This is a genomic window from Bacillus sp. JJ1474 (genome assembly GCF_036965225.1).
Classification (GTDB): Bacteria; Bacillota; Bacilli; order Bacillales; family Cytobacillaceae; genus Cytobacillus.
The window spans coordinates 41,075-65,469 of record NZ_JBALPC010000052.1 but is presented as its reverse complement, the minus strand read 5'-3'; the positions used below and the strand labels follow the sequence as shown (position 1 = coordinate 65,469).

The 24,395-nt window shown below is 35.9% G+C and carries 23 protein-coding genes; 19 read left to right on the top strand and 4 right to left on the bottom strand.

Features of this window, described 5'->3' with window-relative positions:
- The first annotated feature begins 101 nt into the window (after positions 1-101).
- Positions 102-641, top strand: coding sequence for a flavodoxin family protein (locus tag V7164_RS08510; protein WP_335353882.1), 540 nt, complete (start codon positions 102-104; stop codon positions 639-641).
- Positions 642-734: 93 nt separating this feature from the next.
- On the opposite strand, the gene V7164_RS08505 is transcribed toward V7164_RS08510, so the two are convergent.
- Complete coding sequence (locus V7164_RS08505; RefSeq protein WP_335353881.1) at positions 735-1,379, bottom strand: YczE/YyaS/YitT family protein; 645 nt, start codon at positions 1,377-1,379, stop codon at positions 735-737.
- A gap of 115 nt (positions 1,380-1,494) precedes the next feature.
- On the opposite strand from V7164_RS08505, the gene V7164_RS08500 reads away from it, so the two are divergent.
- Both V7164_RS08500 and V7164_RS08495 read left to right on the top strand, forming a co-directional pair.
- Positions 1,495-1,947, top strand: coding sequence for a MarR family winged helix-turn-helix transcriptional regulator (locus V7164_RS08500; protein ID WP_335353880.1), 453 nt, complete (start codon positions 1,495-1,497; stop codon positions 1,945-1,947).
- A 23-nt stretch (positions 1,948-1,970) separates the two neighbouring features.
- A complete protein-coding gene (locus V7164_RS08495) occupies positions 1,971-2,489 on the top strand; it encodes a GNAT family N-acetyltransferase (protein ID WP_335353879.1) in 519 nt (172 codons plus the stop codon).
- A 240-nt stretch (positions 2,490-2,729) separates the two neighbouring features.
- On the opposite strand, the gene V7164_RS08490 is transcribed toward V7164_RS08495, so the two are convergent.
- Both V7164_RS08490 and V7164_RS08485 read right to left on the bottom strand, forming a co-directional pair.
- Positions 2,730-5,900 carry an ATP-binding cassette domain-containing protein gene (locus tag V7164_RS08490; RefSeq protein ID WP_335353878.1) on the bottom strand — a complete coding sequence of 1,057 codons (3,171 nt, stop codon included), beginning with the start codon at positions 5,898-5,900 and terminating at the stop codon, positions 2,730-2,732.
- A 327-nt stretch (positions 5,901-6,227) separates the two neighbouring features.
- Positions 6,228-6,959, bottom strand: a complete 732-nt coding sequence (locus V7164_RS08485) for a YheC/YheD family protein (RefSeq protein ID WP_335353877.1) — start codon at positions 6,957-6,959, stop codon at positions 6,228-6,230.
- Positions 6,960-7,179: 220 nt separating this feature from the next.
- Here V7164_RS08485 and V7164_RS08480 point away from each other — a divergent pair, with 220 nt between their 5' ends.
- The 14 genes from V7164_RS08480 to V7164_RS08415 all read left to right on the top strand — a co-directional run bounded on the left by V7164_RS08480 (position 7,180) and on the right by V7164_RS08415 (position 21,700).
- Positions 7,180-8,052: a YitT family protein gene (locus V7164_RS08480; RefSeq protein WP_335353876.1), complete on the top strand. Its 873-nt coding sequence runs from the start codon at positions 7,180-7,182 to the stop codon at positions 8,050-8,052.
- A gap of 170 nt (positions 8,053-8,222) precedes the next feature.
- The gene (locus tag V7164_RS08475) at positions 8,223-9,494 is read left to right on the top strand and encodes a hypothetical protein (protein WP_335353875.1); all 1,272 of its coding nucleotides are present in this window, start codon (positions 8,223-8,225) and stop codon (positions 9,492-9,494) included.
- A gap of 468 nt (positions 9,495-9,962) precedes the next feature.
- Entirely contained in the window at positions 9,963-11,252 is a 1,290-nt protein-coding gene (gene hemA, locus V7164_RS08470) for a glutamyl-tRNA reductase (RefSeq protein ID WP_335353874.1), read from the top strand.
- 71 nt (positions 11,253-11,323) lie between these two features.
- Positions 11,324-12,031, top strand: coding sequence for a pirin family protein (locus V7164_RS08465; RefSeq protein WP_335353873.1), 708 nt, complete (start codon positions 11,324-11,326; stop codon positions 12,029-12,031).
- Position 12,032: 1 nt separating this feature from the next.
- A complete protein-coding gene (locus V7164_RS08460; protein WP_335353872.1) occupies positions 12,033-12,299 on the top strand; it encodes a hypothetical protein in 267 nt (88 codons plus the stop codon).
- 28 nt (positions 12,300-12,327) lie between these two features.
- Complete coding sequence (locus tag V7164_RS08455) at positions 12,328-12,882, top strand: NADPH-dependent FMN reductase (RefSeq protein WP_335353871.1); 555 nt, start codon at positions 12,328-12,330, stop codon at positions 12,880-12,882.
- A 165-nt stretch (positions 12,883-13,047) separates the two neighbouring features.
- Entirely contained in the window at positions 13,048-13,470 is a 423-nt protein-coding gene (locus V7164_RS08450; RefSeq protein ID WP_335353870.1) for a MarR family winged helix-turn-helix transcriptional regulator, read from the top strand.
- An 85-nt stretch (positions 13,471-13,555) separates the two neighbouring features.
- A complete protein-coding gene (locus V7164_RS08445) occupies positions 13,556-14,494 on the top strand; it encodes a ring-cleaving dioxygenase (RefSeq protein WP_335353869.1) in 939 nt (312 codons plus the stop codon).
- A 21-nt stretch (positions 14,495-14,515) separates the two neighbouring features.
- Positions 14,516-15,124, top strand: a complete 609-nt coding sequence (locus tag V7164_RS08440; RefSeq protein WP_335353868.1) for a flavin reductase family protein — start codon at positions 14,516-14,518, stop codon at positions 15,122-15,124.
- A 14-nt stretch (positions 15,125-15,138) separates the two neighbouring features.
- Positions 15,139-15,741 carry an alpha/beta hydrolase gene (locus tag V7164_RS08435; RefSeq protein ID WP_335353867.1) on the top strand — a complete coding sequence of 201 codons (603 nt, stop codon included), beginning with the start codon at positions 15,139-15,141 and terminating at the stop codon, positions 15,739-15,741.
- A 79-nt stretch (positions 15,742-15,820) separates the two neighbouring features.
- Positions 15,821-17,128 (top strand): sensor domain-containing diguanylate cyclase, encoded by a 1,308-nt coding sequence (locus tag V7164_RS08430; protein ID WP_335353866.1) that lies wholly within the window; start codon positions 15,821-15,823, stop codon positions 17,126-17,128.
- Between the two features lie 202 nt (positions 17,129-17,330).
- Positions 17,331-18,560 (top strand): MFS transporter, encoded by a 1,230-nt coding sequence (locus V7164_RS08425; RefSeq protein ID WP_335353865.1) that lies wholly within the window; start codon positions 17,331-17,333, stop codon positions 18,558-18,560.
- Positions 18,561-18,588: 28 nt separating this feature from the next.
- The gene (locus V7164_RS08420; protein ID WP_335344968.1) at positions 18,589-20,013 is read left to right on the top strand and encodes a M20 family metallopeptidase; all 1,425 of its coding nucleotides are present in this window, start codon (positions 18,589-18,591) and stop codon (positions 20,011-20,013) included.
- A gap of 352 nt (positions 20,014-20,365) precedes the next feature.
- A complete protein-coding gene (locus V7164_RS08415) occupies positions 20,366-21,700 on the top strand; it encodes a DUF418 domain-containing protein (RefSeq protein ID WP_335344967.1) in 1,335 nt (444 codons plus the stop codon).
- Positions 21,701-21,816: 116 nt separating this feature from the next.
- Here the strand turns inward: V7164_RS08415 and V7164_RS08410 are convergent, their stop codons facing one another.
- Entirely contained in the window at positions 21,817-22,698 is an 882-nt protein-coding gene (locus V7164_RS08410) for a DMT family transporter (protein ID WP_335344966.1), read from the bottom strand.
- Between the two features lie 120 nt (positions 22,699-22,818).
- Between V7164_RS08410 and V7164_RS08405 the strand changes: the two genes are divergently transcribed.
- Together V7164_RS08405 and V7164_RS08400 are read left to right on the top strand one after the other, a co-directional pair.
- The gene (locus V7164_RS08405; RefSeq protein ID WP_335344965.1) at positions 22,819-23,685 is read left to right on the top strand and encodes a LysR family transcriptional regulator; all 867 of its coding nucleotides are present in this window, start codon (positions 22,819-22,821) and stop codon (positions 23,683-23,685) included.
- Positions 23,686-23,771: 86 nt separating this feature from the next.
- Positions 23,772-24,377 (top strand): L-2-amino-thiazoline-4-carboxylic acid hydrolase, encoded by a 606-nt coding sequence (locus V7164_RS08400; RefSeq protein ID WP_335344964.1) that lies wholly within the window; start codon positions 23,772-23,774, stop codon positions 24,375-24,377.
- Positions 24,378-24,395: the final 18 nt, after the last annotated feature.

Below are 24,395 nucleotides of genomic sequence, written 5' to 3'. Positions count from 1 at the left end.
CGATTGATTCAATCGAAATAATCCGTTTTATTGTTTCTGAGTTTCATTATAAAATAGTAAATACTAACTAACAAATCAACTACAAAATGGAGGAATTACTGATGACCATTGCAGTTATTTACGGTGGAAGCCGTCCAAACGGGAATACAGAGACGTTGACAAAGTTAGCGACTCAAGGCTTAGTTGTGGAAGAAATATATCTGAAGGAATATTTAATAGAACCGATATTAGATAAACGGCATGCAGAGGAGGGATTTCCCGAAGTGAATGATGATTACAACGTCGTTATTGATCGTATTCTTCCGCATGATATTCTTCTTTTTTCTACACCGATTTATTGGTATAGCATGTCAGGAATAATGAAAAATTTTATTGATCGTTGGTCCCAGACTTTAAGAGACACCAAGTATCCCGATTTTAAAAAGCAAATGTCTCAGAAAAGAGCATATGTCATTGCAGTGGGTGGAGATCAGCCATACATTAAAGGTTTACCAATGATTCAGCAGTTTCAACATATCTTTGCCTTTGTAGGGACAACTTTTGAAGGATATATTATTGGAGAAGGAAACAGACCGAGTGATATTGCTCAAGACTTGAAGGCACTGTCTGCAGCGGAACAACTTCGTAAAAAATTACAATAATGCTTTAGGCAGGGTTCCCCACGCTATTGAATCGGTATTCATAAACTTTACTGGCGGGTTAGTATAGCAAGAACAACAAAAACAAAAACCATTCTATATTGAATGGCTTTTTTCTTTATCATAATTTGATGAAGTACGAGAATGTGTTAATTTGCGGTCTAATATTTTTTTAGTGACTGGCATAAAGTAATTAAGTATTAGCCCGCCTAAACAAACGGTTAATAAAGTACCAACGCCAATCGGCCCATTAAAAATCAATGCCATTATCAAGAATACGAGGTAAATGAATGTTCTCGAAAAAAATATATTTGTTTTAGTTAATTCTTGTATTATTAATGTTAATCGGTCGACTGGTATCGGTGCAAAATTCGTGTGTAAATACATGGCAGTTCCAAATCCTATTACAACTAAGCCGATTCCAAAACAAACCACTTTGTTGAACCATAGTTCAGGTGTTATCAAATTGTGTAATAAAAAAAGCCACATATCAATACCGACACCCGTTATAAATGCTGTTAATAACCCCAGAACTTCAGGCCTTTGTCTTTTTAAAAGTGAATTACAACAGATTAATATGAAAGCGATAATGATTTCCCAACTTCCCACAGTAAGCCCCACATTTATGGACAGTCCTACCAAAAGTGCATCAAAAGGTGATGTTCCAAGATCTGATTGTATAGTCAAGGAAATACCAAAGGTTAATATTAAAATTCCTAATACAAAATAAACATATTTCACTTCACTCGACCTCTTTATCATTGTATTTTGTTGCAAATACAACAAATTTAAGTTAAATTTAATATATGCTAAACTTATTGCATTTGCAACAAAATTATGTGTTAAGGAGTTAATTATGAAGGAAATTCTTCGTGAAATTGGAATGATAGCAAGGGCATTAGATTCAATAAGCAATATCGAATTTAAAGAATATGACCTTACAAAAGGGCAGTATTTGTACCTTGTGCGAATATGTGAAAACCCTGGAATCATTCAAGAAAAGGTATCTGAGATGATTAAAGTAGATCGATCAACTGCAGCTCGTGCTATAAAAAAACTTGAAATGAATGGCTTTATTGAAAAGAAAGATGATGAACATAACAAAAAAATAAAAAAACTCTTTCCAACAGAGAAAGGAAAAAATGTTTATCCTTTTATAAAAAAAGAACATGATTATTCGAATAGTGTCGCGTTAACAGGATTTTCCGAAAGTGAAGTAGAATCCATTTTCAACCTCCTTCAGAGAGTAAGAAAAAATATTGAAAAAGACTGGGAATTTATAAAAAAGGGAAACAAAAGAAATTATTGAAAATGTAAAGGGGAAAAATTTATATGACAATAAAGTTAAAAAAGTGTACCCATGAAGATTTACAAACACTCCAAGAAATAAGTATTGAAACATTCCACGATACTTTTAAAGATCAGAATTCACCCGAAAATATGAATACCTATCTGGAAAAAGCATTTAACTTAAAACAATTAGAAGAAGAATTATTCAATATGTCTTCGGAATTCTTTTTTGTTTATTTTCATAATGAAATGGCTGGATATTTAAAGGTCAATACCAATGAAGCTCAGTCTGAAGAAATGGGTAAAGAATCATTTGAAATCGAGAGGATCTACATAAAGATCAAATTCCAAAAACATGGGCTTGGTAAATATCTGCTAAATCAAGCTATGGAAATTGCGATGGGTCGTAAGAAAAAGAAAATCTGGCTAGGCGTATGGGAAAAAAATGAAAATGCTATTGCTTTTTATAAGAAAATGGGGTTTGTTCAAACTGGGGCTCACTCCTTTTATATGGGTGATGAAGAACAAACGGACCTTATAATGACCAAAAAACTTATATAACAATAAATCCTTCAATATATTTATTAAGAAACAAGTTTTAGTCCTACAGCTTCAAAGAAAGCAGCAACAAATACTTTAATCCAATCTGGATTCATTTAATAAACACCTCCAATTTTATTCTTTCCAAAAAGCAAAAAATGCCTGAGAGAAAACTGTTACAGTTTCTCCCAGGCTTTTATCCTTCTGTGATACAGTAAAAATGCGAATTTATCTCGGACTAGAACAACAACGTGTTCTTATTTAACTGTGTTGCTCAAGGCATAGATACACTGCCATCATATCTCGTTTATTCACCTCACGTATACGATTGAAAATGGGAATATGTGCAACAGCTTCTGTTAATAAGTCTTCATCTACAACATCACTTACTGTTCCAGTTAACCATGTTTTTACTTGGATGCCTTCAACAAGTTCCTTTAGGCCATCATCATTGATGCCACTTGCATAACAACTTACACATGGAATGGTTAATTTAAACACACCATCATGGAGATTATCTTCTGATATTACTTTCTTTCCTTTACAGAATGGACATGGATGGCTTTTTTTAATTTTATTAATTTGGGTAACTAATTTTTTGTAGCCAAACGCTTCATAGACATAAGTTAGTTTTTTATATTTACCATTGGTGAAATACTTGTCTATGATTGTTTCTCTCGTCTCCGTGATATTGGCAAAATCACAGATGGTGATTCGATTATTAAGGCTGATGGATTCGATATTGCCGCTAATACTGCCCCAGAATGGTAAGACATTTTGTAATACCATTTCATAACCCGTAAAGCTTGCTAGTTCTAGTTCAAGCATTTTCAGCGAGACTTGTGTTTCCCTAGGCATCAGGGAGACATCTTCTGTCAAAAGCCTATCGCCGCCGACAATAGATTTCAATTTTTCCAGTTCCGGTAACTTCCCTGTTATTTTCAATACTTGGTCAATCGGCTGATTGATTATTTCACGGATATCTATATCTCCAAATTTAAGCGGTTTATGATGGTTTAAAACAGTACCCTCACAAATTGGACATGTAATCATTTCTTTAGAAGCTTTCATTTGCTCCTTAATGATTGATTTTGAAACAACAATATACATACCAAGGATCGTATTAAAACCGACCCATGTTCTACGTGCTTTGCCTTTTTTATCATAAAATGACTTTTCAAAATACCCGTACCAAAATGTATGCTTTTCTTCATCTGACATCTCATGATAGCTTTTTGTTAAATCTTGACCAAGTTCATTCTTAATTTCTTCAAATAGAAATTCTAACTTTGGATATTGATAAAATTTTAATACTTCCATTATTTCTGGATAGAATAGACCATCCCAGAATGGAAGATTTTTGTCTTGAATGACAAGATCTTTATCAAATATTTCAATCTTAAGACGTCCTGAGCATGATGGGCAATGATTGTCCGGAGAAAAGAAATCAAATCTCCTTGTATCTTTATTAGTCGGATGAGCTGCTACAATATGGTTGATCAATCCACCCATTTCATAGAGAAAACTATATTGACTATACAAGTGTCTTTCTAAATCAATTGCGATCACAGGTGCGATTTTGTCAGATTCGTATTCACCATAAATTAAGCGGGCCATTGATGATAAGCTTTTTAAGATGCCGCCCTTATAGATGTTTTCTGCCTCTTTAAAGTAGGCAATATGATTTTCTTTTAAATAGGTAATTCCATTTTGCTGCTTGAGTGTAGAAGAAATAGGCGATGGTGCAGCGGTCGCATCGCTATTTTTAAGACGATAATAATCATCGTGACTGACAACATCAAGATGCTCTACAGGTGCAAGCTGTCTTTTACCAAAGTCAACGATAAAATCGGAGTTTGCTAGCATATATGAATGATGTTCGATCATGATGATAGAGACGGATTCATCTTGCAGAATGATTCTTATGCTATCAATGAATTGATTTAAAATATTTTGTGATAAACCTTTTGAAGGTTCGTCAAATATAAAAAGCGTATGTGGGTTTCGTGAGTTAGCAAATAACTCAGAAACTAAATGGACACATTGAAATTCACCAGTCGATAAAGATTGTGTTTTTCTTTCCAACGTCAAATAACCAAGTCCAAGTTTGATTAATAAGCTTAAGCGTTTATGTACGATGTCTTCTTTTGGCAGTTCATCAATAATATCTTCAATCGAGCGCAGAAAAATATCATCAATATCTTCACTATATTTTGTAAGTTTCTTTTTAATATCAAGAAAAGTCGCAACGGTTGACCGACTTGTAATCGATTGGTTTCGATCTTGACCTACCATAACCAGTTTATCTTTATTGTATCGCTTCAGAAAATCTTGAGCTATACATTCATTGATAAGTGTAGATTTTCCACATCCAGACTCACCCGTAACGGTTACCAGTCTATTTTTTGGAATCTGAAATTCTGCCATTTGAATATTACGGCAATATAGATCATGGAATTGATAGTATTCTGTTGGCGTTGCCTGGTTTCGTTCCAAAACGATTGGTTGAGGACGTGGTGATTCTTCCACAATTCTTCCTCCATATTTCCCGCTGCCAGGGCCAAAGAACAATTGCTCATCCGTTGTATCGAGCACTGTGTCTGAATGATCAATGAGCCAAATTTGATTCTTAAAGCCTAAATGTTTAATCTGTTCTAAAATGTTCAATAGTGTTTGGTGATCAAGACCAACAGAGATTTCATCAATAATAATAACGGTATTTTCACTTACTGCCATAAACTCTGCCAAGTAAAGACGTGTTAATTCTCCACCTGACAATGTACCCATGATCCGATTTAATGTTAAGTAACCAATATTCATATTGATGATGTTTTTTAGAATATTTTGTTTCCCTTCACTAAGATTTAGAGCATCTGCTAGTGAAAGAATGGTTTCAACGCTCAAGTTATTGATATCGGAAATATTATGTGGTTGATCAAGTAATTCAATCGTATATTGCAGGGTTTCTTGATTATAGCGCCTTCCCTCACACTTCGGACATTCGACATTATTATTAGTACCACGGCCTTTACACTTAGGACACCAGCCTAATTCATTATTAAATGAAAAGACTTCTGGAGAAAGATCGTATTTTTCAGCAAGTCTTACACGAATCTCTGTAAATACGCCAGTATGCGTGCCAATTGTTGAACGCGGATTGGAAGAAATGGATGATCTTCCGAGAAAAAGTACTAAAGGCATTTCTTCCATCTTGATGGCACTGAAATTAGTCTCCATAATATTTGGAAATAAATACTGATATTCAGCCTTTGGCAATAAGGAAACGAGACGCTTTTTGGATTCTTCGCCAATGGTTTGACAAAATGTGGTTTTACCAGATCCGGACAAACCAGCAATTCCGAGCGTCTGATCTTCCGGCAAGATGGCATCTAAACGGTTAATATTGTTGGCAATTAATTGATTTATTTTCATCGGATATCATCTCCATTCTCTAAATCTAGTATTGCCATGTTAGCACAACTTCAAATGAATTTGTTGCGTTTTTTTCGAATCGGCAACCTTATACTAATGGTAGACAAATTTCTTAGGGAATGGGGGAATTGGGCTTAACTTTGTAACCGCGTTTTTTTCCTGACTCTACCCCACCTTGAGGAAAAAAGATTACCCAGCGTGGAGCAATCTTATGCTAACCATGTTTCAAGTTTTTAAAAGGTGGATCTTACATGTTTTGTAATGATCCATTATGGACTCGTCCTTTTTTCCTTAATTAACTAATACCATTGCATTAACAATGTTTTTCTACCGTTTATAGAAGCTTTTGATTTTTCTCAGCATTGATTTATCCTTTAAAAGTCTGAAAGGGACAAGAGAAGGGGCAAGATTCACTTCAATAATCCAAATATGTCCCTTCTGATCACATCCTACATCAAGTCCGAAAGTAAGTTGGCTAGAATAATAGTTACCTAATGTAACGGAAGTTAGTAGAGAGACTCTGTCAATTTCGGATAAAATAAATTGGAGAGGGACATCGAATAATGAAGAACGAAAGCTAGCCTCCTCTATGGTTAAAACCTCTCTGGCCACATTTGTAACAATAAAATGTTCAGCTGCTACTTTACAAACCTTACCTGTTACGTTCCATTCCGTTGAATCTTTTCTTCTCTGTACCATAACTCTTATGTCAAAAGGATTTCCATCGATATGAGCCAAAGGGATTTTCTGTTGAACAACGTAATACTTCCTTTTCGGTTTTTGATCCATTAGGTATCGATATGTTTGATCTCTACTGGAGAAGGTTATCTTTTTAGCTTGATTGTGAATTTGAAAATGGTCCTCTCCTAATTTAGACACTTGTATGACACCATATCCGAAACGTCCCATACATGGTTTCACTATTACTACTCTATGGCGGTCAAGTAACTCCCATAACGATTCTTCCGTTAGCAATTGGGTTTCGGGCAAGTGTTCCGATAGTAGCTTCTCATCTCTCAATACCCGATGTATTATCCATTTCCCCCCATTTCTCCCCATTGGTTTCACCACCTTTTCATTTTTCATTACATCGTATTCACAGGAACATTATTTTCTTGGACAATTTTTTAACAAGCAGTGGTTTTTTAGAATAATAAAAAAACGATAATCAACGTTGTCTTGTCTTTAGTTTCAGCAAGTTGTTTTATTTGTGCTAAAAAGTAAAATTGTGTTAAAAATAATTACATAAATAATTGAAAAGTTGAAAGTAGGAAAATGAATGAGTACAGTGATAAAACAAAAACGCAATAAACTGATGATGGTTGTACGGGCACTATTGGTTATTATTGGGGGATTTATAACTGCCTATGGGCTAGAGGCGGTATTAATCCCAAACCAAGTATCAGACGGTGGTGTGACAGGACTGAGTATCGTTGGCTCACAATTGATTGGATTACCCCTAGGACTTCTAATTGCATTATTAAATATTCCATTCGTATATTTAGGATATAAACAAATTGGTAAAAGTTTTGCTGCTTTTTCGGTTCTCGGTATAGCTTCACTAGCAGTTAGCACCAGCCTTATGCATCATGTAACAACCATAGTAAAAGGAGACACATTATTAATAACCGTTGTGGGTGGGATTATCATCGGTTTTGGAATGGGATTAGCCTTACGTAATGGCGGGGCATTAGATGGAATTGATATGTTAGCCGTATTGCTTTCTCGAAAGTTACCTTTTGGGACAAGTGATCTAATTCTATTTTTAAATATGTTTGTTTTTATTGTCGTATCAACCATATTCGGTCTGCAAGGAGCCATATTATCAGCGATTGCCTACTTTATAGCATCTAAAGTCATTCACATTGTTGAGGAAGGTTTAAGTGGCTCGAAAACCTTTAAAATTATCACTACTGAACCTGAATTGATGGTTAAAACCATACGTGAGAGATTGGGCCGTGGAGCAACGTATACGCTGACACTTGGCAGTTATTCAAATGAGCAATTCAAGGAAATCACTTGTATCATTAACCGTTTGGAAGAAAGCAAAATGAAAGAAATCATAAATGAAATTGACCCAAAATCCTTTGTAGCGATATACGATGTATCAGAAGTGCAGGGTGGCAGCTTCATAAAGCGTGATATTCATTAAAAAAGCGCAATCCACAGGCACTGTTCTAATTATCTGATTTTAGAAAAACAACCTTGTTAGGCGAGTGAAAAAGGATGTTATAAATCAGAAAGACTTAATCGGGGAAGTGACGTTCCTATTACTTCTTTCTAATATAATTCAGGAATTAAATGAACAGAGGGGATATGTAAGTGGATAAAAGAATACAAGAGTTAATTGATTTCACAAAGATAAAGTTTGGTTTAGATCATTACTACTTACAACACCATAGCCTTTCTCGAAACGTCAACATCTTCAATGAAACGGTTTATATACTTTGTATGGAATGGTTTCCTAATGATGTAACTGAACAAGAGGATAATGATTCAAACCCTGAAGGCACAGCAGTAATTGAGATAAATGTGAATACTCGTAAGTTTGAGAGTGCTATTTTCGTAATGGGGAAGACATTTGCAAAGGGTGGGATTACATTTCCCAACCTGGATACAGACACAATAATAAAATGGATTGAACGAGAAACTGGATTAACATATGGGAAGCAATTTCAATTACATAAAGAGGGCGAAGGAGAGCTTCAATTTAAAGAATGCTTTGAAGGTGCAGCAGTGTCTCCTTCTGGATTTATTGATGTTAAATTTAATTCGGAAGGGAAACTTACCTCGTTCTCTGTTCATGGCCAATTTCCTTCTAAAGAAATGGTTAAAGAAGAAGCTTATGCCCTTTCACTTGAAAAGGTGGAGAATATAGCAAAGGAACAGTTGAAATTGATTGAATTTCCTTCATTTGAACAAAAGAAAATATCTCCTGTTTATGCAGTTGAAGAGATTTATGTTACGAATAATGGAACGTCTACGATTCCATTTGAAATAATAGCGGATGTAAGGTCGTTTTTGAAAATAGATAAAACTATTTCTTGGGATAAACCAATCAATGAACCATTTATAAGAAAAGAGATTAGTTGGATTGAAGATATCACAGCTGAACAAGCATTTTCATGCGAGCCAAGTCCTTTTTCATTCCCAATCACAAAGGTAGAACAAGAGCAATGTGTGATGGCTGTCGAGAAGTTATTAAGACAAGAATATCCGAAAGATACTGGAAGATGGATACTTAAAACTCTACATCGTGACAAAGGATATATTCATGCAATATTAAGGGCTAACCACCGGGATAATCTTGTCTTTCAAAGAAAGCTGATGATTATGATAGATGCGAAGAGCCTTCAAGTAGTAAATTATATGGATAACAAACCAATGTTGGAGATTTATGATCAATTTCAAGCACCTGATAAAGTAACGATCACACAAGATGAAGCATTTGAAAAAATTAAGGATTTGTTTGAGCTCAAACCTTATTATGTATATGACTTTAAGCAAAAACAATATGTTTTATGCGGAAAAATTGATTGTCAGCATGGAGTAAATGCAGGAAGCGGTGAAGTCATTTCATTAGATGACTTATAGTTTTATTAGTTGAGGAGGACATTAAATCCGCTATTTTTATTAAATGACTATAATTTAGGGGCTTACCGGACACTGAGTACTTTATTTACGAAAAAACACAGGAAATCGCTATATTTATACAAAATAGCGGAATCAATGTCCACAAACATTTGGAATTAACCTATTTTGACACAAATAAAGGAACTGATGTCCGCTAAGCTCAGATAGAATAACATTAGGTGCAGTGCCACACTAGTCAACGTTCTTACGGTTAGGTTATTGCCCGATTAAAACTAGATGGAATCAAGAATAAAAAACTTCACATGATTATCACAAAATAATAGACGAAGAAGTAATATCTTGACAGATAAACAATTTTGTAATAAATTATCTTTAATTCAAGATAGTTTATTTTGAGATATGTTAAACAGAAAGTTCAATGTGAAATTGTTGAACAGATTAATGTAATCTTAAAAGGAGTATGTTCACATGTATATAGTTGCTGTCGGTCTCAGCCATGAAACAGCACCCGTGCAAATTAGGGAGAAATTTTCATTTCATTCTTCTCAACTCGGTAAGGCAATGAAAGCACTGAAAAGGAAAAATGGAATTATTGAAAATGTTATTTTGTCCACGTGTAATCGAACTGAAATTTATGCTGTGGTTGATGAGCTTGAAATGGGTAAGACTCAACTTGAAGATTTTCTTTCCGAATGGTTTCAAATTGAGAAAAAAGAATTTTTACCTTATTTGTTTTTCTATATACACGAGCTAGCCATTAAACATTTATTTGAAGTTACATGTGGTTTAACTTCAAAGGTGTTAGGCGAAACCCAAATCTTAGGACAAGTTCGAACGAGTTTTTTGCTTGCGCAACAGGAAAGGACAACTGGGACTGTCTTTAATCATACTTTTAAAAAAGCAGTCACCCTAGGAAAGCGGGCTCACACAGAAACAGAGATTGGCAGTAGGGCTGTTTCAGTCGGTTATGCAGCTGTGGATGTAGCAAAAAAGTTCTTTGCAGGATTTCAAGACCTATCCATCCTTATTATCGGTGCCGGTGAAATGGCAGAATTGCTTCTGAAAAATATTAAAAGTAATGGGAAAAATAAAATTACAATCATGAATAGAACTTTTGAGAAGGCAAAGGTATTGGCAGAACAATACGATGCTGAACCAATGCCGATAGAAGAGCTGCCAATTAAAATGATAGGAACAGATATTATCATTAGTGCTGCGTCTGCAGAGAGTTTTATCATTAACCCAGAAATGATTAACACAAGTAAGTCTCAATTATTTATAGACTTATCTGTTCCTCGAAGTATTAATCCTGATACCAATGAAATAAAGAATGTTACTCTTTACAATATTGATGATCTCCATGACATCATGAGTATTAACCTATTAGAACGTAAGAAGGCTGCAAAGAAAATCATGTCACTAATCGAGGGAGAAATGGATGAGTTTATTAATTGGGTGAATTTATTAGGTGTAGTCCCTATTATCTCTGCACTTACTTATAAGGTCTCAATGATCAAAAAAGATACCATGGCAAGCTTGTATAGGAAACTTCCAAATCTATCCGAACACGACAAAAAGGTATTAGAAAAGCACATGAATAGTATTGCGAACCAAATGTTAAAAGAGCCTTTATCCTATATTAAAGAATTAGCGGAGTACTCTGATTCAGACCAGGAGCTAAATGTAATTAGTAATGTGTTTAATATTAAGGAATCAGTAGAAAAATATCGTGAAGAACAGACGTACCTAACAAGTTAATGCTATATAAAATTTATAAATTATAGAAATATATATTTTATCTTTAATATGAGATATTTGAGGTGAAGAAAATGATTCAAACATTTCCGGCAACATCCCGTTATTCAGTAAAAAACGACTGGTTAGAGAGCAATTTGAGTTTTTCGTTTGGTGAATACTATGATGAATCCAATATCCAGTTTGGCCCGCTTCGTGTTTTTAATGACGATACCGTTCAAGCTGGAAAGGGGTTTGGCATCCATCCGCACAGGGAAGCAGAGATTGTATCCATTGTTTTGAAGGGCCAGCTTAAACATGAGGATAGTCTAGGTAATACGGGGATCCTACAATTTGGAAATGTTCAGCGTATGACCGCTGGAACAGGTGTCCTTCATTCTGAAATGAATGCTTCTTTGGAAGAAGAATCTAGCTTTTTACAGCTATGGTTTAAGCCTAATCAAAAACAATTGCCCCCATCCTATGAAGATATTGAATATAATGTTGATGCTATGAAAAATCAGCTGTTACCTATCGTTTCTTCAAAAACTATTAATGGAGTGGCGAAAATTCATAGTGATGTTATCTTATACTTATCCAAATTAGAGGCTGGAAAAGAAATTATCTATCAACAAGAACAAGATAGAAAAATGTTTGTGTTTGTTATTGAAGGAGAACTTCTTTTAAACAATGATGTGATTGTTGGGAAAAGAGATAGCGCACGAATTACCGAACAACCCCAACTTACCTTAAAGTCAATTAAAGAAACCTTCTTTTTATTGATTGATTTAGGTGGTGAGTAATATGTTATTAATTCGTCATTCGATCGGAAGCCGCCTTTTTTATCAAACAGATGACTATAAGATTCAGCCAACTGGTAATAAGTGGAGTATTAATTTTTCCATTTCCGAAGAAGAGGCAAGCGAGATTATCAAATTTAAAGAGGAATTAAACTTATTTGATGTAGAGCAAAACCAAAAGTCCTGGTACTATTCTTCAGATGCAAATATTGAGTATAACAAGAATCAAATAATTATTACTGCAGACCATAAAACAGTTTATCCAGTATAGAAATAACAAAGAGAGAGGAACATGAAAAATGACAAAAATCGCTATCTTACTAGGCAGTCTTAGAAAAGAATCTTTTTCAAAAAAACTAGCAGCAAATGTTGCATCTTTATTCCCTTCAGGATATGAAGCTGAAATAATAGAGATTGGGAATTTAGCTTTATATAATCAGGATTTCGATGATGAAAACAACGTTCCAGCGGAGTATACTTCATTCCGTAATAAAATGAAGGAAATTGATGCCGTTTTATTTATAACGCCAGAATATAACCGTTCTGTACCAGCTGTTTTAAAGAATGCCCTTGACGTAGGTTCTCGTCCATATGGAGAAAGCGTATGGAATGGTAAACCGGCTGCGATTATCAGCCAATCTCCTGGTAATTTAAGTGCATTTGGCGCAAATCACCATTTACGCCAATCTCTTGTTTTCTTGAATATGCCACTAGTTCAACAACCTGAAGCATATATTGGGAATGTTGCAGCATTATTTGATGAAAATGGAAATGTTAAAGATGAAGGAACAATCAAATTTTTAAAATCGTTTGCAGATGCGTTTGTTGATTTAATTAAGAGATATCAAAGCTAAAGATAATCAAATCTTATGGACTCAATCCAATTTCAGGGTTGGGTCTTTTTTATCAAATACGATTTTGTGAAAAATAATAGGGTTGTTGACAAAAGTAAAAATAAGTATTACTATTATCTTGAATTCAAGATAAATAAATTTGTTGAGATTATTGGGGGTAAACTAATGGAGAGAACATGCACGAATTTGCCCTTTCTGATATTAATGCAAACATCCAAAGAAATTCATGATCAAATAAAAGAAGAAATGGCACAAAATAAATTAAGTATAACGGAATTTTCCGTTTTAGAGGTACTATACCAAAAAGGGAAACAAACCATTCAGCAAATTGGAAAGCGCATTTTAATCTCAAGCAGCTCAATGACCTATTGTTTAGACAAGTTAGAACAAAAAGGTTTACTGAGCAGAACGGCCTGTCCAGACGATCGCCGAGCGATACATGTGTTATTAACTGATGAGGGAAATGAATTGATGAAGGAAATCATGCCTAAATATCAAGAGTTAGTTGATGGTCTTTTTGATTCACTAAATTCTGAAGAGGCAGAGACATTAGTGCATCTTTTGAAAAAGGTAAGGAATAGAGTATAAACTTAGATTTTTTTTGATAATATATCTCGATATTGAGATACTAAATTTTAGCCTAAATAGTTTTATAAAATAGGAGTGAAAATAAATGAATAAAAAAACAATGGGTATTCACCATATTACTGCAATCGTAGGGCATCCCCAAGAGAATATAGATTTCTATGCAGGAGTTTTGGGCTTGCGTTTAGTGAAACAAACGGTTAACTTTGATGATCCGGGCACTTACCATCTATATTTTGGCGATGAAGGCGGGAAGCCGGGTACAATTATTACTTTTTTTCCATGGGCTAATGCTTATCAAGGAAGGATTGGCGATGGTCAAGTAGGCGTTACTTCTTATGTTGTTCCTAAAGGGGCTATGAGTTTCTGGGAAGAGAGATTAGAGAAGTTTAATATTTCTTTCACTAAATCAGAACGGTTTGGTGAGCAATATCTGGAATTCGATGATCCACATGGGCTTCGCTTGGAAATTGTGGAGCGGGAAGAAGGGGAAGTCAATACTTGGACCTTTGGAGGGGTAACTCCAGAAGTAGCAATCAAAGGCTTCGGAGGTGCCATGTTATTATCCGCTCAGCCAGACAAAACTGCAGAACTGTTAGAGAAAGTAATGGGACTTGAGCTTATCGGGAAAGAAGGAGACTTTATCCGCTTCCGTTCATTAGCTGATATTGGAAATATTATTGACGTGAAGGCAACTCCTACTGGAAGGGGCCAAATGGGTGTTGGAACCGTTCATCACATCGCATGGAGAGCGAATGATGACAATGATCAATTAGAATGGCAGAAGTATGTGGCAGCAAATGGTTATGGTGTCACTCCAGTTCAGGATAGAAATTATTTTAATGCCATTTATTTTAGAGAATACGGAGAAATCTTATTTGAAATTGCAACAGATCCTCCAGGTTTCGCCCATGATGAATCACAAGATACAATGGGAGAGCAGTTAATGTTGCCTGCACAGTATGAACAATATAGAGAACAGCTTGAACGCAGTTTGATACCGATTAAGGTGAGAGAATTAAATTAATTTCGTGAAGGAATGATTCCTATGCTTTCCATTGATCCTAATACAAATACGGAAAGAGAAAATTATAAATTTCTAATTGGTAGCATTATTCCAAGGCCCATTGCTTTTGTTACAACTTTGTCTGAAGAGGGCACATTAAATGGTGCCCCTTTTAGTTATTTTAATATTGTATCCTCGAATCCACCCATGATTTCTTTATCGATACAACGTTCCGCAGGGAGACAGAAGGATACTGCCAAAAACATTCTTGAGAAAAAGGAATTTGTCGTGCATATTGTCGATGAACAAAATGTTGAAAAGGTAAATAAAACGGCTGCCAGTCTGCCTCCTCATGAGAGTGAAGTTGAGCTAGCAGAATTTACACAAATCGACAGTGTGAAAATTTCTGTTCCAGGTGTTAAGCAAGCAAAAATTCGAATGGAATGTATACTCGAGCATTCCTTGGAATTGGGAGATAAAGATTTGCCTGGCTGTGATTTTATCATCGGAAAAGTGGTTCAGTTTCATATAGAAAATGATATTTATGAAAATGGAAGAATCGATTCAAAAGGGTTGGCTGCTGTAAGCCGATTGGCAGGAAATCATTATGCGAAAATCGGGGAAATTTTTGAAATCGAAAGACCTAAATAGTAGGAGGATAACGAATGAAACATATATTTAATAAAGGAAAAGATCCGAATAAACCAACTTTTTTAATGCTTCATGGGACGGGAGGAAATGAATTAGATCTACTGCCCCTTGCCGAAATGATTGATGATGAAGCCTCTGTATTAAGTGTGAGAGGGAATGTTTTAGAAAATGGAATGCCTCGATTTTTCAGAAGATTAGCTGAAGGGGTTTTTGATGAAGAAGATCTCATTTTCCGCACAAAAGAATTAAATGAGTTTCTCGATGAAGCAGCAGAAAAATATGGTTTTGACCGAGACAATATTATTGCCATTGGCTACTCAAATGGAGCGAATATTGCTGCGAGTTTATTATTTCACTATCAACATGCTTTGAAGGCTGCCATTCTTCATCACCCTATGGTACCTAGAAGAGGAGTGGATCTTCCTGATTTATCCGGAAAATCTGTGTTTATTGCAGCTGGAACAAATGATCCAATTTGTTCACCAGCCGAATCTCAAGAACTTCAATCACTATTAGAAAAGGCAAATGCAAAAGTTGAACTTCATTGGGAAAATAGAGGCCATCAATTGACAGCTGAGGAAGTTAGAGCAGCTGGCAAATGGTATCTAACTTTATAATGGCAGTTCATGGTTTTGGGAAGTAAGAAGATTGCAATTAATAATATAAATCAACCTATGCATTAGAATTTGGGTGGTCATGATGAACTCGGTATATCAACCTTTAATGACTAATAATATATTGGATCTTATTTGGAGTAATTCAACAGATGCTATTTTTGCTCTTAATTATGATGGATCAGTAATTGACGCCAATCCAGCCTTTCAAAACATGCTTGGCTGGAATACGGAGGAACTAAACGGTAATCCGTTTCCTCCGTTCATAGCCAATATGACAAAAGAGGAGCACCAAGCACTTATAAGCCAATTAAAAGATGGTCAGAACTTCCCTTATATGATTGTGAAAAGAAGAGATAAAGATGGTGCAATGTTGGATATTTTAGCATCCTATTGGTCTGTTAATAATAAGAGGATTCTTGCAATTGGGATGTATAAAAATTTTACGGAGCAAATGGAAATACAAAAAAAGCTTGAAGAAAGTGAATATTGTTATCGAACGCTTGTCGAATATTTACCCGATGCAATCGTAAAACAATGTAATAATAAAATAAGATTTGTAAATTCATCGGGGATGGAATTTTTCGGTGTAATCAGGTTAGAAGATATTTTAGGCTATTCCATTTGGGATTTTGTGACAAGCGAAGGAAAAGAAAAAATCCAAAAATTATTTGATGACGTTTATAATAAAAATATTCGGAACAGTCCAAAGGCGATTGTCGATCATTTTGTACGACAAGATGGTAAAGAGTTTTGGGCAGAAGTTAAGGTAATACCAATCGGAAGAAGGGACCAGCCAGATATTCAAATTGTGTTTCGGGATGTCACCGAAAAGAAAAGATATGAATCACAATTAGAATATCTAGCCTATCATGACCCGTTAACTGGATTAAAAAACAGAAGGATTTTCACAGAAATAGTGACAGAATCCATTGAATCAGCAAAAATAGCTGAGGAAAAAATCGCTATTATGTATATCGACATTGATAAGTTTAAATTAATTAACGATACCTATGGCCATGACGTTGGAGATCAATTACTACAAGAATTTGCTGAAAGAATAAAGTCTTGTGTGCGAGAATTTGATGTTCTTTGTCGTGTAGGCGGAGATGAATTTCTTGTTTTACTGAAGGGCATCAAAGAGGTAATAGAGATTGTCAATGTTGCAGAGAATATGATTTCAGTTTTTCAAGAACCTTACAAAATTAATGGTTCAAAGCTTCATATAACATCTAGCATAGGCATCGCTGTTTTTCCAGAGAACGGAAGGGATTGCCAGACACTAATTTATCGTGCAGATAAAGCCTTGTATCGTTCTAAGGAAAAAAGAAATCAGTATATGTTTGATGGGATTTCTTTCGGAATTCTCAATAAAACAACATCCAATTAATGGGTGTTGTTTTGTTTTTAGGGCGGTCACAATTTGTGTCCGCTTTTTTTTCGTTATAAATTGATTCATGTAAAAATGGGAATGTTAACTTGTGTAAATACATTATTAAATAAAATATATAGTCTTTTCAACAAAAGGTTATCGAATCCAAAAATGTGTCTTATTAAAAAATTTGTTTTTCCATATAAGGGAGTTGAATAATTTGATTTCTAAACGCACAAGAAATTGGATTCTAGCTTTACTTTTTATCGGTTGGTCTTTAGGCAACCTGGATCGTTATATTATGAATTATGCTGTGTTGTCCATTACGGAAGACCTGAATTTGAGCGCATCTTCAACCGGACTCTTACTCAGCAGCTTTTTTGCTGGATATGCGATTATGCAAATGCCTGGGGGATGGCTAGCAGACCGATTTGGGCCTAGAAAAGTTCTCATTACCGCAGTTATTTTGTGGTCGATCTTTACTGGATTGACGGGTGCAGCTTGGTCCTTAGCCTCTATGGTTGTAATCCGTTTTCTATTTGGTATTGGAGAGGGTGGCTTCCAGCCTGCTAGCTCAAAAATCATATCCCTTACGTTTCCCAAAGCAGAACGTGCTCGGGCGATGTCAGTAATGCTGTCTTCGAGCGGGATTATTGCGCTTATTATCCCGATCGCATCTGCCGGGCTGCTTACAACGATAGGCTGGCGCACAACGTTTATCATATTTGGAATCGCAGGTGCTATTATTGCAGCTCTTTATTGGCACTATATAAAACTTCCTGAAAGCAAATCAGAAGATAAAATGAATCAAACCGTAGTCTCGAATCAAAAGGGTATTTTCAGATCGCTGTTTAAAACACCTATGATATGGAATTTGATTATCGCCTATTTTTGTATTTATGCAGTTAACTGGGGGCTTGCAGCATGGATCCCGACTTATTTAGTGAAGACGCGCGGTCTTGATCTAATTTCTCTTGGCTGGGTTCAGACGATTCCAGGAGTAACATTGTTAGCTGGGATTTATATAGGCGGTTATATCATCGATAAGCTCCCAAAAGGCCGAGAAAGATTGGCAGGAAGTCTTTCATGTGCCTTTATTGGGATACTGCTGTATTTAATGTTCACAGCCTCAAGTGTTGCATCATTTATTACGTATCAAACGATTGTTAATTTATTTATTGCCTTTGTGATTATTCTATTGCCAGCAATTATACTAAAACAATTGCCTTCTTTAGTTACTGGTACAGCTATGGGAATTGCAAATACAGGTGGTCAACTAGCTGGTTTTGTCACACCAATGGCTATAGGGTTTATCGTTGATGCATTTAATGGTTCCTTTCATGCTGCATTTTGGATGTTAATTGGATTCTCCATAGTCTGTATCGTAACACTTTTAACGATAAGTGATAAAAAAGGGGAACTGCTCAAACAAAATGAGGCCGAGCAATAGAGGTGTGATCAATAAGGAGGTCTTTCTCATGGAATTACATACACTCATTTCTGATCTTATCGAACAAAAAAGTGAGAAAATTATTGAGTTAAGCGATAAAATTTGGAATTGCCCGGAAATCTACTTCGAAGAACATCAATCATCTGAATACATATGTAAGGCGTTGGAAGATGAAGGGTTTCAGGTTGAGAGAGAGGTTGCCGGACTGCAGACAGGGTTTATTGGAAGCTATGGGGATGGTAAACCAATCGTAGCTATTTTAGGAGAATTTGATGCTTTATCAGGCTTGAGCCAGAAAAGGGGCCTTACTGAACATGAACCTGTTATTGCAGGCGGTCATGGGCATGGATGCGGTCATAACTTGCTAGGAGCCGGGGCTTTTGCTGCTGCAGTTGCCATTAAAGATTATATGGAGCAAACAGGCTTACTGGGAACGGTTCGGTATTATGGTTGTCCTGCTGAAGAAAGCGGATCTGGAAAAGCGTTTATGACTCGTGCTGGATTGTTTGATGGCGTTGATCTGGCGCTTTCCTGGCATCCATTCACAAAACCTAGCATTATGAATGTCAGCAGTCTTGCCAATTACTCAGTGACTTTTAAATTTAATGGAAAGAGTGCGCATGCTGCGGCTGCTCCTCACTTAGGCCGAAGTGCACTAGACGCAGTAGAATTGATGAACGTTGGTGTCAATTATTTAAGGGAGCATATGGTTTCGGAAGCGAGAGTGCATTATGCGATTACGGATACAGGTGGAGCTTCCCCGAATGTCGTACAACCTCATGCGGAAGTTATCTATTTAATCCGCGCACCGAAAAAGCGGCAAGTAAAGGATTTATACGAACGTGTTTACAATATTGCTAAAGGTGCAGCCCTGATGACTGAAACAACGATGGGAGTCGAGTTTGAAGGTACTGCATCGAATTTAATACCGAATACTACATTAGCAAATGTGATGTATAAACATTTAACTGCAGTTGGTGTTCCTTCTTATGATGAATTTGACCAGCAGCTCGCTCAAGAAATTCGAGCTACTTTTTCTCAAGAAGAACTTGATGCTGACCTTGCAGGTTTGGATAAAGAAACCCTTAAGATATTGAAAGATAAAAATATTGCAGATGTTATTCCGCCTCTCGGAAAAGAGGGGGCATTATCTGGGTCCACCGATGTTGGCGATGTTAGTTGGGCAGTGCCAACGATGCAATGTATGACAGCATGTTGGGCGCTCGGAACACCTTTTCATACTTGGCAAGTCGTATCACAAGGTGCCATGCCTATTGGCTACAAAGGCATGCTGCAAGCAGGTAAAGTTATCGCTTGCACGGCGATCGATGCCATTCAAAATCCAGAAATCATTGAAAAAGCGAAGTCAGAATGGAAAGAACGTTTGGAGGGGGAATCATATGTTTCATTAATTCCTGAAAATATGGTGCCGCCTCGAAAAGCAGCCAAATAAAATAAGTTTATTAAATTGGTTTATGATGAGAATTTACTTAATTCTCATCATTTATTTTGCTTCTGCAGAAAGGAAAGATGGAACATGACTGTAGCAACAGAGAATCCAGTGTCCTTTAATCTCTAGAAAAAAAGAATGGAACAACAGTCCTCTTATGCAAAAAAAAAGAACTTCTTTGTTAGCATTAAAGAAAATTCACTTCAAGTGAAAACTAGATCCAAAGTGTCCGTCATTGGTGTTATGACGGACATTTCAAGCGGTAATGCGAGTCGAAGTGTCCGTAAATGTAAGCAGACGACTTATTTTACTGAAAATATAAGTTTTAGCACGATAATGTGAGGAAAATGAAATTTTGGGAACCATTGGATCGCATGGGACGTATATAAAAGTAGAAAAAACGGCTCTTGTCACTCTTTGGGCCATCATGAAGATTCAGCGATTTAGAGGAGTGCCAGGGTACATAAAGAGAGGCAGGGAAACAATGTCTAGCGAATCAGTATTAGGAAAAGATCGAATTGTCACTTTAGATGTTATAAGAGGGTTTGCCATACTAGGTATATTTTTAGTGAATATGCCGTCTTTTACAGGAAGCGAATTTATGGTCTATACAGGCGTGGATAAAACCATTCGAATGCTGTTTGATATGTTTATCCAAACGAAATTCTATACCATCTTTTCTTTTTTATTTGGACTTGGATTTTATATTTTTATGACACGAGCGGAAGCAAGAGGGGAAAAAGTATTCCGTCTATTTTCTAAAAGGCTGCTTGCTTTGCTATTATTCGGTATTTTGCATCTAGTATTTCTTTGGGAAGGCGATATTCTGCATTCTTATGCGTTAATAGGATTCTTTCTATTATTGTTCTATCATCGGAAGGCAAAAACGGTACTTATTTGGGGACTCATCCTTATTTTTCTATTCCAATTTATAACTGGGGCATCAGCATTATTAGCGTATATTGGCGAACAATTTGACGAATCGTTAAATATTTCGGGACAGCTGCAAATGGAAAGGATGGAAGAGGGAGAAAAGAAGATTGAGGCCTATACAAGTCTATCGTACCCTGAGTTGTTGAAATGGCGTGTTCCTAATGAATTAAAAGAAATAATAATGAATGAACCTTTTGTTATTCCTGATATACTTGGGATGTTTTTACTTGGTCTGTATGCAGGTAAAATCAACTTATTCCGCAGGGTTGCTGAATTGAAGCGTAGACTCCGTATTATACAGTTAATTACGCTTTTGCTCAGTATTCCTCCGCTGGCTGCTATTGTTTTCAGTTACTCCAAGCTAGAAGAAGTAGTATTTATGCACAGTCTAGGAAACTATTTTTACCTTCATTTTAGCGGATTTACTTTATCCATCTTCTATATTGTAACGATTGCACTTCTGTTGGAAAAGCAAATCTGGCAGCGTCTATTAAATCCGTTTCGCTATGTCGGCCAAATGGCGTTAACAAATTATTTATTCCAGACTTTTTTTGGTGTCATTGTATTTTATGGATTTGGTTTGTTCGGACAAATATCGTTATCGATGGGACTCCTATATTCACTTATCTTTTATTGTGTACAACTCATCTTTAGCCATCTTTGGTTAAAAAAGTTCCGGTTTGGTCCTTTCGAATGGTTGTGGCGAGTTATGACGTATGGAAAAGCACAACAATTTAAGAGGGATGTAAGTAATTAGCTGAAACAGTGATTATTGTTGATTTAGCCATATGTGTGCATGTGAACGTTTTTTTTCGAGAACATGTGCGCATATGGCTATTTGCAAGTTGTTTGAATAGTAGTGTTCTAGTTATTTTATACTTTCATCTCCTTTAGTAAAACTTGTTTTTTAGACGTAGAGTTTGCAATCAAAACGCCAGCCAAAATGAGCAAAGCACCAAAATAACCTTGCATCCCCATATTTTCATGCAGGAAGATGAATGCAAATATGGCTGCAAAAATCGGTTCAAGCGAAAAGAGAAAACCAGTGCTTTCAGGAGTTGTGTATTTTTGAGCAATGGATTGCATGACAAAGCCAAAAGCAGAGCAAATGAGCGCCAGGCCAAGTATTGCTAACCAATCGATCATTCCAGTCGGTAAAATAGGCGTTTCGAATATAAAAACTCCAATGGTTGCATAAAGGCAAGTAAATCCGAGCTGATAAATGCCGAGCTGAAGGGTGTCTACCTCTCGAGCAAAGAGGTTTGTTAAAATAATGTGGACCGCATACAGGAAGGCGGCAATCAAACAATAAAGCGAGCCCAGCGCAAAAGTAAAACCATCTTCAATCGTAACTAGAGCTAAGCCAATAGAAACGATTATTACTCCATAGACAATTTTTTTTCGAGGCAAATTTCGTGTGATGAAGGTCTGCAAAATGGGCACTAAAATAACGGTTGTACTTGTCAAAAAACCCGCTGAAGAAGCGGTCGTACTCTTCATGCCATACAAAAGAGCTACGAAAATACCACATAGCAGAGCTCCGACAATTGCACTGTATGTCAATACTTTAATATCTGCACGAATTATTTTTTTATAAAATATCGCCATCATAACGATAAATGCAATGCCAAAACGTAAGGCAATAATTGAAAATGCAGATATGGAATCCACACTAATTTTCATAAAAATATAAGATGTTCCCCACGCCATTGATACAGTAGCTAAAATCCAGTTAGCTTGTTTTTGTGTCATCATCGTAAGTACCTTTCAAGTATTTATTTTAAGATTGGCTATATCGTATCACCTGCATTTACATTAGTAAAACGAATATTTATAATACAAGTATTAATGATTCTAATGCAAGGAGTAGTGAGTATGAATACGTATTATGCTTTTATCAAAGCTATAGAAACAGGCAGTTTTACTAAAGCGGCAGAAGAGCTAGGCTATACCCAATCCGCTATTAGCCAAATGGTACATTCATTGGAGGAAGAACTTTCTACTATTCTAATTTTACGTTCTCGATCGGGTATAACTCTGACGCCTGATGGTGAGGAGTTTTTGCCGTATATTAGGAATATTTGTAACTCGCACAGGGAGCTGCAGGAAAAGCAAAAAGAAATGGAAGGGCTGGAAAGCGGGCTTATTCGAATTGGCACATTTTCTAGTGTTGCATGTCAGTGGCTGCCGGGATTGATAAAGGATTTCAAAAAACAGTATCCAGCTGTTTATTTCGAATTACTTCAAGGTGATTATACGGATATCGCTAATTGGATCAAAGATGGAAGTGCAGACTTTGGCTTTGTGAATCCGAAGGCAGTATCGAATTTAACTACTATTGATTTGCAAGAAGATGAAATGCTTGCTGTATTGCCAACAGAACACCCTTTAGCTGCTCACAATAATGTAACATTGAAAGAATTAACGAATGGACCTTATATCCTTTTAGATGAGGGAGAAATAAGTGAGCCATTAACTGTTTTTAAACAAAACAACTTTGAACCTAATATACAATACCGTGTACATGATGATTATTCCATTATGTCCATGGTTGAACAAGGCCTAGGTATCTCCATTTTACCGAAGCTTGTCTTAGAGAGATGCCCGTATAATATTATTACGAAATCAATCTCCCCCACTTTTGCTCGTACCATTAGTCTGGCATACAAGGACAAAAGGGTACTGCCAATAGCAAGCAGATATTTTATTGACTTTATTATTGGAAAATACACTACCCAGTAATTAATTAGGCTTTACAAACTAGAACTAACATGTTATTTTATATTCAACGTTGACTATTCAACATTAATTAACAAGGAGGTAATAACATGATTAATAAAATTATTGAAAAGGGATATTTTAAGGGGTTACAAGAAAAGATTGGAAAAGAGAAGTCAAAGGAAGCGCACGATTTGTATCTAACTGTTCTTGAAGAAAATAAGAGTTGGGCAACGGATAAACCTACTGAACTCAACTTAATTTTTACCTCAACGGTACTTGCTTCGTATAGAGTATTGAAGAAGTATCATTTTGAGAATTGGGAAGAAATTATCCGCTATTGTTTAATAGAAAGAACAAAAAGTAAGCAGCAATTTTTTATGAAATTGTATTTGCTTTTGGATCGTAAGCCTTTTAAACGAATTGTGAAAATATCTAAACTTAAACAAATAAAGCATTATGGAGATCATCATTTTACTCACCATATCGAAAAAGATACAGAACAGTCCTATCATTTGCATATAAAGAAATGCTTCTACTTTGACTTTTTCCGCTCAAATAATGCCATTGAGGTAATGCCTATTTTTTGCAGTATGGATGATATTTGGGGAGACCTTCTCCATTCTAAAAAGCATGGTGTGACGTTTTCGCGACCGAAGCTACTGTCTAAGGGAGATTCGTACTGCTTTTTCAAATTTGATCAAATAGATGAATAAATTGCGCTTCTCTTTACA